A 12,908-nucleotide genomic window follows, 5' to 3' on the forward strand; every position below is an offset into this window, starting at 1 on the left:
CACCGGCGACTACCGTGGAGCCATGACCGCGGAGTACCGGCACCTGCTCGTCAAACGTGACGGCGACACGATCACCGTCACCATGAATCGCCCCGACCGCCGCAACGCGCTGTCCGCCGAACACCTCACCGAGCTGCTGGCCGCCTTCCGCGCCGCCGGTGACACCGACGCCACCGGGCTCGTACTGGCCGCGGCCGGACCGGTTTTCAGCGCGGGCCACGATTTCGCCGACGTCGCCGCCCGCGACCTGCTCGGCGTGCGCGACCTGCTCACGCTGTGCCAGCAGGTGATGACCACCCTCGAAGCGCTGCCCCAGGTGGTGATCGCCCGCGTCCACGGCCTGGCCACCGCCGCCGGCTGCCAGCTGGTCGCCTCCTGCGATCTGGCGGTGGCCGCCGAATCCGCGGGCTTCGCGCTGCCCGGCGGCAAGGGCGGCTGGTTCTGCCACACCCCGGCCGTCCCCGTCGCCCGGTCCATCGGCCGAAAACGTCTGATGGAGCTGGCCCTCACCGGTGATGTCGTCGATGCCCGCACCGCGGCCGACTGGGGTCTGATCAACTATGCCGTCCCCGACGCGGACCTCGACGCCGCGGTCACCGACCTGCTCGCCCGCGCCACCCGCGGCAGCCGAGCCAGCAAGGCCCTGGGCAAACGCACCGTCTACGCGCAGCTCGATCGCCCCGAAGCCGACGCCTACACCCTGGCCCGCGAGGTCATGGCCGCCGCCTCCCAATTGCCCGGCGCGCGTGAGGGAATGGCCGCGTTCTTGGCGAAGCGCCACCCGGTCTGGCCGGACTGACGGGTGCGGGCCCGCCTGCCTCGGGCGGCGGGGAATCCACCCTGTCTCCACCCTCGGGTGGTGGGTGGAAGCGCGTCCGGACGCGACCGTAGAGGCATGAACTTGCAGAGTGCGGTGGTCGAGGTCGTGGTCGCGGTGGTCGTGATCGGCTGGATCATGTACCGGCAGACGCGATGGCAACTCCTGGACGCCGGCCGGCTGTGGCGCGGGCCCATCGTTCTCGCGGTGATCGGGGTGGTGCAGATGAAGTCCGTGCTCGCGGACGGCACCCTGAGCGTCACCGCGATCGCGCTGCTGGCGGTCTCGGCGGTGCTGGCCGTGGCCGTCGGGCTGGCGATGGGACTGCTGTCGCAGGTGCGGACCGGCGCACCGGGTTTGGAGGCGCGCACCGGCTGGGTGGGGTCGCTGCTGTGGCTGGTGCTGCTGGCGGTGCGGATCGGCGTGGACGTCTGCGCGCACCTCGCCGGGGCCGCGGTGGTCACCTCGGTCGGGGCCATCCTGCTGGTGGTGGCCTTGAATCGGGCCGGACGCGCGGTGGTGCTGGCCCGGCGTGCCGAGCAGGCGCGGATGGTTGCGGCACACTGAGACCGATGTCGATCCTCGATCCCTCCTCGAGCCTGTCCAGGCTGCTGCGCCTGGTCGGGCTCGTGGCCGTGGTGTGGTCGTGGAACGCGGACCTGTGGCATCGGCCCTGGGTGGCGGCGCTGGTGGCGCTGTCGTGGCTGGGGTGGGCGGGCTGGGTGGTCGCACCGGTGGGCTCGCGGCTGGAGCGAATCTGTGTGAGCGCCATGGCCGTCGGTGGGGGATTGACCGTCGCCCAGTCGGCCGGATCGGTGATCACCGCGTTCGCCGCGCTCTTCGTCGCGGTCAGTCTGCTGGGCGAACCGATCTGGTCGGGCTGGCTGGTCGCGGCGGGCACGGTGCTGTCGATGTGCGTCTCGATGCTGATCGAGGGCGCGCCGGGCCGGTTGCCGGGACTGCTGGCCGGGGCCGCGGTGATCACGCTCGGCGGCTGGAGCCGCCGCCAGGCCCGCACTGCCGCCCAACGCAATCGGCTACTGGTGGAACAGAATCGGATCATCCGGGTCGAACGCGATCGGGCCGCCGCCCTGGCCGAACGCGGCCGCATCGCTCGCGACATCCACGACGTCCTGGCGCACACCCTGGGCGGCCTGGTCCTGCAATTGGACGCGGCGGACGCGCTGCTGGAGGCCAGGAACGTCGAGCAGGCCGCCGCCCGGGTGAAGGCGTCGCACGCGCTGGCGGTGTCCGGCCTGGCCGACGCCCGGCGCGTGGTGGGCGCCCTGCGATCCGGCCACCTCGACGCCGCCGCCGAACTGCGCCGGGTCATCGACGAACATCGTGCCGCCGGTGGGGAATTGGCCGAACGGGTGGACACGGCCGTCGAACTCGCCGACGAACAGGCGGCGGTCGCGCTCACCCGCGCGGTGCAGGAGGCGCTGACGAACGCGCGCAAACACGCGCCCGGGCAACCGGTTACGCTCACCCTCCGCGACAGCGGCGACGCGCTCGCGGCGACGATCGCCAATCCCCTGGTCGCGCAACGCACACTCCTGAGCGGCACCGGTTCCGGCGCGGGACTGCTCGGCATGCGCGAACGCATCGAAGCGGCGGGCGGCACGCTGACCGCCGGGAAGGAGGACGGTCGGTGGACGGTGCGAATCCTGCTGCCGCGGAAATGATCACGGTGGTCGTCGCCGATGACCAGACCACGGTCCGCGACGGGCTCGCCACGGTACTGTCGCTGCTGCCGGATATGCGGGTGGTGGGGGAGGCCCGCGACGGCGCGGAGGCGGTCGAGCTGGTTCGCCGGGTGAAACCCCGTGTGGTGCTGATGGATCTGCGCATGCCCGGCGTCGACGGGGTGGCCGCGACCGCCGCCATCACCGCCGCGCAGCCGCAGACGGCGGTACTGGTGCTCACCACCTACGCCGACGACGCCTCGATCGCGGGCGCGTTGCGGGCCGGGGCGCGCGGCTATCTCACCAAGGACGCGGGCCGCGCCGAGATCGCCACCGCGATTCGCTCGGTGGCCAGCGGCCACACCACCCTGGCCGCCGATGTCGGCCGCCGCCTGCTGTCGGCGCTGTCCGCGCCGCCCGAACCGCCGGTCGACCTCACCGATCGGGAACGTGACGTGCTGCGGCTGATGGCGCAGGGGCTCAACAACACCGAGATCGCCAAGGAGTTGTTCATCGGTGTCAGCACGGTGAAGACGCACATCAATTCGCTGTTCGCCAAGCTCGGTGTACGCGATCGCGGGCAGGCCATCGCCTATGCGCACCGCACCGGTCTGGCTCGCTGAGAATCATTGCCGGAGCAGGGGGATCGCTCGAACTCATGTCCCGTCTGTGCTATCCGAATCTGTAGATATTGCGATCTGAGCATGGAAACGCGTCGTGTCACCCCGCCCACCTACGATGTCGCCATGACCGGCTCACAGCGTTTGCGCATCGTGCCCTCGCAGTTCGCGCTCGATCATCTGCCGAATTCGACGTTCCCCGAGGACGATGAGTGGATCGCGCTGGTGCGTGCGCCCGAGGGTCTGACAGTGGTGCGCGAAGCGCCGGCGTGGGGGGAGACCTGGCGCGGCTTCTACGGTGTCGACGCGGGGAGCCTGAACACGCCCGGCACCCTGGCCGCCTTGATCGGTCCCCTGGCCGAGTCGGCGATTCCGGTCTTCGTGGCCTCGACTTTCCATGCCGATCTGGTGCTGGTGCCCGCGCATCGGCTGGAGGAGGCCTCGGCGGTGCTGCGGGATGCGGGGCACCGGATCGCGGACTGACGCCCCCGCGATGCCGCGGTAGGTGACGAGAAGGGCTGCCGAATCAGCGAATTCGGGGTCGTCACCGGGCGGCCGGGGCGGTCAGCAGGCTGCGGGCGGCCGCCTCGATGGCGGCCTCGTCCAGGAGCACCGTCGAGGCGGCGGGACCCAGTGGGACGAAGCTGTCGGCGCTGGTGACACGGGCGAGCGGTCCGTCGAAGCCGGCGTCGAGCAGTGCGGTGCAGACCGCTTCGGAAACGCCACCGGTGCGGCGGGTTTCGTCGGCGATCAGGACCCGGCCGGTGGCGCGGGCACTGTCGAGCAGATCCTCCACCGGCAGCGGGGCCAGCCAGCGCAGATCCAGTACCCGGGCGTGAATGCCGTGTCCGGCCAGCCGCCGCGCCACCCGCAAGCTCATCGGCACCCCGTTGGCGAAGCTGACGATGGTCAGGTGCGCGCCGGAGCCGTGCACGCGGGCGCGGCCGATATCGGCATGGCGCACACCGGAAATGGGCGCCAGCCACGCGCCGTCGCCGGCCCGGTACAGATCGCGGGTGTGATAGAGCGCGATCGGTTCGAGGAACACGCACACTCGCCCGTCCATGCGGGCCGCGGAGACGCAGGTGCGCAGCATGGCCGCCGCGTCGTCGGCGCGGGCGGGGGCGGCGATCACGAGGCCGGGGATATCGCGCAGTGCCGCGATCGAATTGTCGTTGTGGAAGTGGCCGCCGAATCCTTTCTGGTAGGCGAGCCCGGCGATGCGCACCACCATCGGGTTGCGGTAGCGGCCGCCGGAGAAGAACGACAGCGTCGCCGCCTCCCCGCGCAGCTGGTCGGCGGCATTGTGCACGTAGGCGAGGTATTGGATCTCCGGGATCGGCACGAATCCCGCCAGCGCCGCCCCCAGCGCGGTGCCCAGGACGCTCTGCTCGTCGAGGAGGGTGTCGAAAACCCGTCGGACGCCGAAGCTTTGCTGCAGGCCCTTGGTGACGCCGTAGACGCCGCCCTTGCGGCCGACGTCCTCGCCGAAGACGAGGACGTCGGGGTCGCGGGTGAGCAGTTGCGCGAGGGTCTGGTTGACCGCTTGGGCGAGGGTGAGGGCTTCTCCGGTCGGGTTCGCTTGTCCGGCAGCGTTGTTCGCGGCATTGGTGTCGGTGGGTCGGGTGTCGGCCGGGCGAGCGGCGTGGTGGTCCGAGCGCAGCGCGTCGGTGCGCACCACGGTGGGCCGGGCGGGCGCCAGGGGCGCGATCACGGCGGCGGCGGTGGTCAGTTTCGGTTCGCTCCAGGCTTTTTCGGCCGCTTCGGCGACTTGTTCGCCGATGGCGTCGTAGCGGGCGGCGAGGTCGGCGGGGCGGGCCACGCCGGTGGTGATCAGCAGGCGGGCGGTGGCGGTGACGGGGTCGCGGGCCAGGTCGGCGGCGAGGTCGGCGGGGCGGCGGTAGGCGGCTTCGACATCGGATCCGGCGTGTCCGAGCAGCCGGACCGTGCGCAGCCGCAGGAATGCCGGTTTGCGTTGGGCGCGTACGTGATCGGCGGCGGCGCGGGCGGTGGCCAGGGCGGCGGACAGGTCGGTGCCGTCGGCGTCGAAGTAGGCGAGTCCGGGACGCGTCCCGTAGGCGTGTTCGATCCAGCCGCGCGGGGTGGGCACGCTGATGCCCAGGCCATTGTCCTCGCAGACGAACAACACCGGCATGGGTACGCCCTGGTGGGCGGTGTGCACGGCGGTGTTGATGGCGCCGGTGGCGGTGGAGTGGTTGGCCGAGGCGTCGCCGAAGCTGCACACCACCACCGCGTCGGCGGGCCAGGCGCAGTCCAGGCGCAGGTGTGCGGCGCGTTCGATGGCGAAGGCCAGTCCGACCGCGCGCGGCAGATGGGAGGCGATGGTGGAGGTCTGGGGGATGACGTGTGCGGGTTGGCTGCCGAAAACCTTGTGCCGCCCACCGGAAATCGGGTCGGCGGCCGCGGCGGCGACGCCCAGCATGACATCGCGCAGGGGGTCGAGGCCGGGCACCTGCCGGGCCCGGTGCACGAAGAACGCGCCCGAACGGTAGTGCAGCAGCGCTGGATCGGTGACGCGCAGTGCCGCGGCGACCGCGACATTGCCTTCGTGTCCGGAGGATCCGATGCTGTAGTAACCGTGGCCTTCGCGGGTGAGCCGGCGGGCGGCCAGGTCCAGGTGCCGGGAGGCGGCTTGGGCGTCGAACAGGGTGAGGGCGTCGGCGCCGGTGAGGCCGGTGGCGTCGAGGGGGTCGTGGGGTGGGCGTGCGGGTCCCGGTGCCGTGGCGGCCACCTGCGCGCGAAACCATTGGTCCAGCTCAGTTTCCCGGTCGTTGATGACGCCTCCCATATGTCCCATATGTCGCGTACGCCGGGCTCAGCGTAGAGGTGAAACGGCGCTCGTAGCGGCAACTTCCGATCTTCGGCCAGTCCGGACCGGACGGTCGGCACCGGCCTAGCAGGCGGATCCTCGTCCAGCATGTCGGCAATCGGCCCCACCTGTCACGACATCGAGCACCGAACATCCCAACGGGGATCCAGCCAAGGTAATGGAATTGAGGTGGACCGCTAGGTTCGAGCGTGCTTCAAACGGGTTGGCTCTGCTGTGCGATGTACTGGTGCAGGACGGTAATGGGTGCACCGCCGACTGATCCGGCGAAGTACGAACCCGACCAGAGTCGTTGGGCTCGCCAGTAGTGGCCGACGAGTTCGGGGAACTCGTGTCGCATCCGGCGGGAGGAGACGCCTTTGAGCGAGTTCACCAGCTTGGACAGGGGGACTTTCGGTGGGAATTCGACCAGCAGGTGGACGTGGTTGGTTCCGCCGTCGAACTCGACGAGTTCGCATTCGAAGTCGTCGCAGACCACTCGCATGATCTCCTCGAGCCGACGTAGGTGGCGGTCGGTGAAGACGCGATGTCGGTATTTCGTTACGAAAACCAAGTGGGCATGCAGGACGAAAACACAGTGTCTACCTGTCCGTATTGACTCATTTTCATCCACAAACCAAATGATAGAATGCGTTGGTGCAGCTGCGCTATCGGTACCGGGTGTATCCGACGGCTGGTCAGCGGGAGTCGTTGGCGCGGGCGTTCGGGTGTGCGCGGGTGGTGTTCAACGACGCGTTGGCCATGCGGAGGGCTGCATTCACGGCGGACCGTTCCTATGTCTCCGATGCCGAGTTGTCGGCCCGGTTGACCGCGGCCAAGACGACTGCGGAGCGAAAGTGGTTGGGTGAGGTGTCTGCGGTGGTGTTGCAGCAGGCGCTGGCTGACCTTAATACCGCGTACCGCAACTTCTTTCAATCGGTGACCGGAAAACGCAAGGGTTCGCCGGTCGCGGCTCCGCGGTTCCGATCCCGTAAGGACAACCGGCAGTCGATCCGGTTCACCCGCAACGCCCGGTTCTCGGTCACCGCCGGTGGGGGGCTGCGGCTGCCGAAAATTGGGGATGTGAGGGTTGCCTGGTCGCGGGGGCTGCCCTCGGAGCCGTCATCGGTGACGGTGATCAAGGACGCTGCCGGAAGGTATTTCGCGTCGTTTGTCGTCGAGGTCGACGAGCAGCCGCTGCCGCAGTTGGAGGCTGAGGTCGGTATCGACCTGGGACTGTCCACGTTCGCGGTCTTGTCGAACGGCAAGCGGATCGAGTCTCCGAGGTTTCTGCGGCAGGCCGAGCGCAAGCTCGCCCGCGCGCAGAGGAACCTTTCGCGCAAGCAGAAGGGTTCGGCCAACCGTGCCAAGGCCCGGTTCGCGGTGGCGAGGGCACATGCGAAAGTGGCTGATACGCGCCGGGATTGGGCGCACAAGCACACCACGGCGATAGTTCGCGAAACCCAAGCGATCTATGTCGAGGACTTGTGCGTGAAGGGCCTGGCCCGGACGCGGTTGGCGAAATCGGTGCACGACGCTGGTTGGGCGATGTTCACCGGCATGCTGCAGGAAAAAGCCGCTCGCAGGGGGCGGTACTTTGCGAAGGTGGATCGGTTCCATCCGTCGTCGCAGATCTGTGCGCCATGTGGACACCGGGACAGCCCCAAGGCGTTGTCGGTGCGCACGTGGACGTGCCCGGCGTGTGGCGCGGTGGTGGATCGTGATCTGAATGCTTCGGAAAATGTTCTCGCCGCCGGACGGGCGGAGAGGCTAAACGCCTGTGGAGGCCAGGTAAGTCCGGGGCTTGCCCCGGCACCAGCCGACGAAGCAGGAACCCGCCGAAAGCGCCCGACAGGGCGCTGGTAGGAATCCCCGGCCTCAGACCGAGGAGGACGTCAATCGGCGCGCAGCTTCAGGCCGGTGTTGTCGGCGGTGTTGCGCAAGGTCAGTTCGTCGGAGTCGATGGCGGCCTTGGTCTTTCCGTCGAGGACCGCGAGGACCTGGCGTTCGACGTCCATGACCTGCGGGTCGCACAGCATGCGGGTGGTGGCGATCCGGAAGCTCACCTCGTCGCCGGTGATGGCGGCCGTACCGGTCATGCTGTTGCAGCCGGCGCTGCCGGAGACCTGGCCGTCGGGGGTGATGGTCAGGGCGGGACGGACCTCGTCGAGGGTGACCGAGCGGACCTCGGCGTCCGGGCGCAGCAGCGCGGTCACGATCCACGGCGTGCCGGTGAGAGGTTTGTCCGGATGCAGGGTCTTGCGGTCGACCAGCGTGACCGTCGAACCGTTTCCCTTGAGGGTGAGGGTGTCGCCGGCCAGGGTCCAGGTGGGCTGGGAGCGCAGCAGCCCGTCCTGCCAGCCGTCGGCGCCGGCGGCATCGCCCGGGCACGCCATCAGGGTCGAGGCCAGTTCCCCCACCTGCAGCGTATTGCCTTGCAGGTCAACCGGACCGGTGGCGGTATTGCAGCCCGCGGTGGCGCTGAGGCGCCCGTCGGTGAAGGTCAGCGTCAGCGGTCCGCCGCCGGGGATGGCGGTGCCCGACACCCCGGTCGAGACGAAGGTGTGCCCCATCAGCGCGGTCGCGGGGGTGCCGGGTGCGCCGCCGCCGGTCGAACATCCGGCGGCGACGGCCGCGGCCGCGAGCAGAACTCCCACACGGGTTGCCGACATACAGCCGATCGTACGGTGACTAGACCGGCATCCCGAGCGCCGACGCGAGCGTCTGCCCGATCGCGTTGACGAAGGTGCCGATCGCGCCCGGATCCAGGAACCCGGAGTAGACGTCGCGGTTGTGGCAGCCCTCCGGCGCGGGCACCCCGTTGAGGCGATCGTCGAGCCACATGGCGGCGCCTGCGGTATTGGAGACCGCGGCGATACCGTGCTCGCTGAACAGGTCACGGGTGTACTGCACGCGCGCGCCGGGGTCCTTGCAGTAGATGTCGTAGGTGTTGTTCACCGCGTTGAGCGGCATCGCCTCGTCGAAGACGCCTTCGTAGATGTAGAGCGGCGCGGTGGGCGTGCCGCGATGGCCCAGGCTGATCTCGTCGAGCAGCGATTGCAGTTGCGGGGCCTGCATCGGGTCGCCCGGGTAATCGAACAGCCCCTTGATGTTGACGAACGGGAACGCCGCGAATTGCAAAGCCACGCACTGGTTCTCGTGCGCCAGGCGTACGGCTTTGCCCAGCGGGTTCATGTGCTCGTCGATGAACTGATTCAGCTGCGGGTATTCGCGGGCCACCCCGAACAGTCCGCCCAGCACCGCGCCGCCGAAGCTCGAGGTGGCGTTGTTGTAGTCGAGGGCGGCGCGGATGTCGGCCATCAGCCCGCCGGTGGCCGAGCCGACCAGGTTCACCTCCGGGGCGTAGGTGGGTTGCAGTTCGGCGGCGTGCGCGGTGGGGATCGCGCCGCCGGAGTAGCCCCACAGGGTGACGCGGGTGTCGGCGCCGGGCAGTCCCGCCGGATCGAAGGCTTCCGCGGCGCGGATGCCGTCGAGGGCGATGCGCCCGCCCAGCGGGCCCGCCGCGTAGGCCGCGTTCGGGCCCTCGTGATCGGGGATCACCACCGCGTGCCCGAGTTGCAGCATCGCCTGCACCTCCACGAATTCGGCTTCCATCACCGGATTGAGCGGATTGGGCAGCGATCCCATCTGCAAGGTGTAGGAGGGTGCGCAGTTGACCGACAGCGAATCCTCGGCCATCTGGAACGAGACCAGCCCGCGCTGTCCGCTGGGGGCGGGGCGGTGCGGAACCACCAGGGTGGCGACCGCGGCGATCGGTTCGCCGCGGGTGTTGGTGCTGCGGTAGGACAGTTGCCAGGCGTTGGCGTTGAGCGGCAGCAGCCACAGGTTGGCCAGATTCACCTGCCGGGCCGCGAGGATCTGCCCGGGTGCGGCGGCGGCGACCCGGGCCGGATCCGGTTGGTAGAAGCCGGGATCCAGATACGGCGGGGCCGGTGGGGTCGGGAACGGCAGCGCGGGTTGCACCCGTACCGGGTCGGCGCCGGCGGGCGCCGTGAGTGCCGGGCAGACCGCGATGGTCAGCCCGGCCGCGACCACCGCGCAGGCCTGGGCGATGGTCCTGGTCCCCGCTGTCATATCGAACTCCTCCGCGCCGCTGCGGCGGCCGACCGCCCGCCCCCAATTTAGGAAGCGGATATTTTCTAAGTGACTGGCCCAGACAATAAGCCGGGCGCGGCGAGTGTGTCAACGGTCACGCCGGGCCGGTTGTTCGCCCCGGCCGGATCAGCGGGCAGGATGGTCGCTCGTGAGCGAAGTTTCGCGCCCGCGGCGCACCCAGCAGGAGCGCCGGATGGCCACGGTGGCCAAACTGGTCGACGCCACCATCGCCGCCATCGGCGAGGTCGGCTACCAGCGCACCACCGTGCAGGAGATCTGCGGGCGCGCCGGACTCTCGGCCGGAGCGATGTTCCGGCAGTTCGACACCCGGCTGGATCTGATCGTGCGCACCGCCGAGGAGGTGTTCGCCCGCCAGCTCGTCGGCTACACCGCCACCATGGAACACCTTGGCGCGCAAGACAATCCGATCGACGTCGCGCTGCGTTTCCTGCGCGGGGCGCAGCGGTCGAATCTCAGCCACGCGCTGCGCGAGATCTATCTGGCCGCCCGCTCCGATGCCGAGCTGCGCGAACGCCTCGCGCCCATCGCCGAGAACTACTACCGCGAGATCGTCGCCACCCTCGAACGCATCGGCCTGCTCGCCGACTACCCGGCGCGGGTGCGCGAACCGCTGTTCTTCCTGCTGCTGCACGTGTTCTCGGGTGAGGCGGTGGTGCGCGGGGTCTATCAGCGGCCCGACCTCGACGAGTCGGTGCTGCGGCTGGTGGAGGACATGCTGGCGGTCTACGCCGCGCACGGCGGGGCGCCGGAGGTTTGACCTTGCCGTTACGTCAACTCCTAGCGTCGAGGCCATGAGCCACCCCATCGAACGCGTCGATCCCGCCATCGACCGCACCATCTACGTCATGCCCATGTTCGCCAGCTTCCAGGTGCGCGATATCGCCGCGGCCACCGACTGGTACGAAGCGATCGGATTCCTCGCCCTGGCAACCATTCCCGGCCCCGACGGCACGACGGCGGTGGTGCACCTGCGCCGCAGCAAGTATCAGGATCTGCTGCTGGTGCCCGGCGAGCCCGCCCCCGGCACCACCACGGTCAGTTTCGCCGCCGCCGGCACCGATCTCACCGCCCTGGCGGCAACGTTGCGCGCCGGCGCTTTTGCGGACGCCGGCGTGGACGGCCCCGCCGACACGCCCTGGTACACCGTCGATCTCACCCTGACCGATGCGGACGGCAACCGGATCGTGTTCACCGCCGCGCGCGAAGCCGAACTCGACGAGGCGAAACAATGGGCCGAGACCTTCGACGGCGACTGGATCGGCAAGAACTGACGGCCTCTGGGAGGGCATGGTGGAGTGGACGATTCAGCAGTTGGCCGACAGCGCCGGCGTCACCAGCCGCACGTTGCGCCACTACGACGAGATCGGCCTGCTCCCACCGGCGCGGGTCGGCCACAACGGCTATCGCTTCTACGACGCCGACTCCGTCGCCCGCCTGCAACGCATCCTGCTGCTGCGTGAGCTGGGCCTGAGCCTGCCCGTCATCGCCGAGGTCCTCGACCGTGAACGCGACGAGGACAAGGCGCTCGCGACCCACCTGCACCTGCTCGAGGCCGAGCGCGCCCGCCTCGACGAGCGCATCCGCGCCCTGCGCCACGCCGTCGACGCCCGCGCCGCCGCCGACGGGTCCACGCAGATGATGCTCGAGGGTTTCAACGACCCCTACCGCGACGAGGTCGTCGCCCGCTGGGGCGACGCCGCGTTCACCGCCGCCAATCGGTGGTGGCACGCCAAAACCCTGGCCCAGCAACGCGAATGGAAACACGACACCGACACCCTCGTCGCCGCCTGGATCGACACCTGGAAAGCCGGCCACACGCCCGAGTCACACCAGGCTCAGGCCGTCGCCGCCCGCCACGTCGACTGGCTGCGCGCCATCCCCGGCACTCCCTTGCACGACGGCGACCGCGAGCGCTCCATCGCCATGGTCACCGGCCTGGCCCGTATGTACGCCGAAGACGAGAACTACGCGGCCACCTACGGCGGGCCCGAACCCGCCGCCTTCGTCCGCGCCGCCCTCGAGGAGTACGTCCGCCGGTCACTGTGACGCTGCCACAGCGCTTTCGAGCATTGCCGGATCGTGCGGCCGGCCTACTCGATCGTTCGATCGGTGGCCTCGGTTTGGCTGGGTGCCACGGGAATCGGCGCGCCGCTACCGAGTTCCTGGATGAGATCCAAGGCCGGGTAGAGCACCGGGCGCAGCGGGCGCAGTCTCGACAGGGCCACGATGCGTTCGACCAGCGGCGCGGCGCGGCGGATCAACAGGCGGGTGCGTTGCTGGTCGGGGCTGCGGTCGTGCACCCAGAACAGGACGATGCCCATGTGGGCCAGCCACAGCAGATTCGGCAACTCGGCCAGCAGCCGCTTGTCGCCCTTGACGCCGGCGCCGAGGACCAGATCGCTGATGATGGCGGTCGCGGTCCGGCGGGCGGGGCGGCTTTGCTCGCTGAAAGGGCTGAGCGGGCTGGTGGGTTCGGCGGCGATGGCGAAGAATTTGCCGCCGAACTCGTGATAGGGGGCGGCCACGTCCACGAAGGCCGACTCCATCGACTCCCAGCGGGCGGCGAGGGAGTCGCTTCGGGGGATCTGCGCGAGCCGCTGCCGGTGCAGGTCCTGGATGTGCTCGTAGAAGCCTTGGACCAGTTGTTCTTTGGAGGCGAAGTAGTAGTAGGCGTTGCCGACGCTGACACCGGCCTCGCCCGCGATCGCGCGCATGGTGGTCTTCGTGTAACCGTTCTGCTCGAACAGGCGCAGGGCGGCGTCGATGATCTGCCGGCGAGTTTCCTCACCGCGTGCGGTCGCGGGTTCGGGGCGGGGCATGGG

Annotated in this window: 14 protein-coding genes; 9 read left to right on the top strand and 5 right to left on the bottom strand. The window is 69.6% G+C overall.

What is annotated here, in order from left to right:
• Positions 1-22 precede the first annotated feature (22 nt).
• The 5 genes from D7D52_RS12120 to D7D52_RS12140 all read left to right on the top strand — a co-directional run bounded on the left by D7D52_RS12120 (position 23) and on the right by D7D52_RS12140 (position 3,605).
• Positions 23-799, top strand: a complete 777-nt coding sequence (locus D7D52_RS12120) for an enoyl-CoA hydratase-related protein (protein WP_120736402.1) — start codon at positions 23-25, stop codon at positions 797-799.
• 96 nt (positions 800-895) lie between these two features.
• Positions 896-1,384, top strand: a complete 489-nt coding sequence (locus D7D52_RS12125; RefSeq protein ID WP_120736403.1) for a hypothetical protein — start codon at positions 896-898, stop codon at positions 1,382-1,384.
• A gap of 5 nt (positions 1,385-1,389) precedes the next feature.
• A complete protein-coding gene (locus tag D7D52_RS12130) occupies positions 1,390-2,502 on the top strand; it encodes a sensor histidine kinase (protein WP_120736404.1) in 1,113 nt (370 codons plus the stop codon).
• Positions 2,469-3,125, top strand: coding sequence for a response regulator (locus D7D52_RS12135; RefSeq protein WP_425464625.1), 657 nt, complete (start codon positions 2,469-2,471; stop codon positions 3,123-3,125). The genes D7D52_RS12130 and D7D52_RS12135 overlap by 34 nt, the downstream gene beginning before the upstream one ends.
• Positions 3,126-3,206: 81 nt before the next feature.
• On the top strand, positions 3,207-3,605 hold the full coding sequence (locus D7D52_RS12140; protein ID WP_246023823.1) for an ACT domain-containing protein: 399 nt from the start codon (positions 3,207-3,209) through the stop codon (positions 3,603-3,605).
• Positions 3,606-3,666: 61 nt separating this feature from the next.
• On the opposite strand, the gene D7D52_RS12145 is transcribed toward D7D52_RS12140, so the two are convergent.
• Positions 3,667-5,940: a thiamine pyrophosphate-dependent enzyme gene (locus D7D52_RS12145; protein WP_246023825.1), complete on the bottom strand. Its 2,274-nt coding sequence runs from the start codon at positions 5,938-5,940 to the stop codon at positions 3,667-3,669.
• A 226-nt stretch (positions 5,941-6,166) separates the two neighbouring features.
• Entirely contained in the window at positions 6,167-6,583 is a 417-nt protein-coding gene (gene tnpA, locus D7D52_RS12150; protein ID WP_120736407.1) for an IS200/IS605 family transposase, read from the bottom strand.
• A 23-nt stretch (positions 6,584-6,606) separates the two neighbouring features.
• Between tnpA and D7D52_RS12155 the strand changes: the two genes are divergently transcribed.
• Positions 6,607-7,815: an RNA-guided endonuclease InsQ/TnpB family protein gene (locus D7D52_RS12155; protein WP_120744040.1), complete on the top strand. Its 1,209-nt coding sequence runs from the start codon at positions 6,607-6,609 to the stop codon at positions 7,813-7,815.
• Between the two features lie 29 nt (positions 7,816-7,844).
• Here the strand turns inward: D7D52_RS12155 and D7D52_RS12160 are convergent, their stop codons facing one another.
• A complete protein-coding gene (locus D7D52_RS12160; RefSeq protein ID WP_120736408.1) occupies positions 7,845-8,621 on the bottom strand; it encodes an META domain-containing protein in 777 nt (258 codons plus the stop codon).
• A gap of 19 nt (positions 8,622-8,640) precedes the next feature.
• Complete coding sequence (locus D7D52_RS12165; protein ID WP_120736409.1) at positions 8,641-10,044, bottom strand: lipase family protein; 1,404 nt, start codon at positions 10,042-10,044, stop codon at positions 8,641-8,643.
• A gap of 169 nt (positions 10,045-10,213) precedes the next feature.
• Between D7D52_RS12165 and D7D52_RS12170 the strand changes: the two genes are divergently transcribed.
• From D7D52_RS12170 to D7D52_RS12180, 3 genes are read left to right on the top strand one after another with little or no spacing between them, the layout of a single operon-like run.
• Positions 10,214-10,843, top strand: a complete 630-nt coding sequence (locus D7D52_RS12170; RefSeq protein ID WP_246023827.1) for a TetR/AcrR family transcriptional regulator — start codon at positions 10,214-10,216, stop codon at positions 10,841-10,843.
• Between the two features lie 34 nt (positions 10,844-10,877).
• Positions 10,878-11,357: a VOC family protein gene (locus tag D7D52_RS12175; protein WP_120736410.1), complete on the top strand. Its 480-nt coding sequence runs from the start codon at positions 10,878-10,880 to the stop codon at positions 11,355-11,357.
• 16 nt (positions 11,358-11,373) lie between these two features.
• The gene (locus tag D7D52_RS12180) at positions 11,374-12,132 is read left to right on the top strand and encodes a MerR family transcriptional regulator (RefSeq protein ID WP_222932816.1); all 759 of its coding nucleotides are present in this window, start codon (positions 11,374-11,376) and stop codon (positions 12,130-12,132) included.
• Between the two features lie 44 nt (positions 12,133-12,176).
• On the opposite strand, the gene D7D52_RS12185 is transcribed toward D7D52_RS12180, so the two are convergent.
• Positions 12,177-12,905, bottom strand: coding sequence for a TetR/AcrR family transcriptional regulator (locus D7D52_RS12185; protein WP_120736411.1), 729 nt, complete (start codon positions 12,903-12,905; stop codon positions 12,177-12,179).
• Positions 12,906-12,908: the final 3 nt, after the last annotated feature.

Source organism: Nocardia yunnanensis (assembly GCF_003626895.1).
GTDB lineage: Bacteria > Actinomycetota > Actinomycetes > Mycobacteriales > Mycobacteriaceae > Nocardia > Nocardia yunnanensis.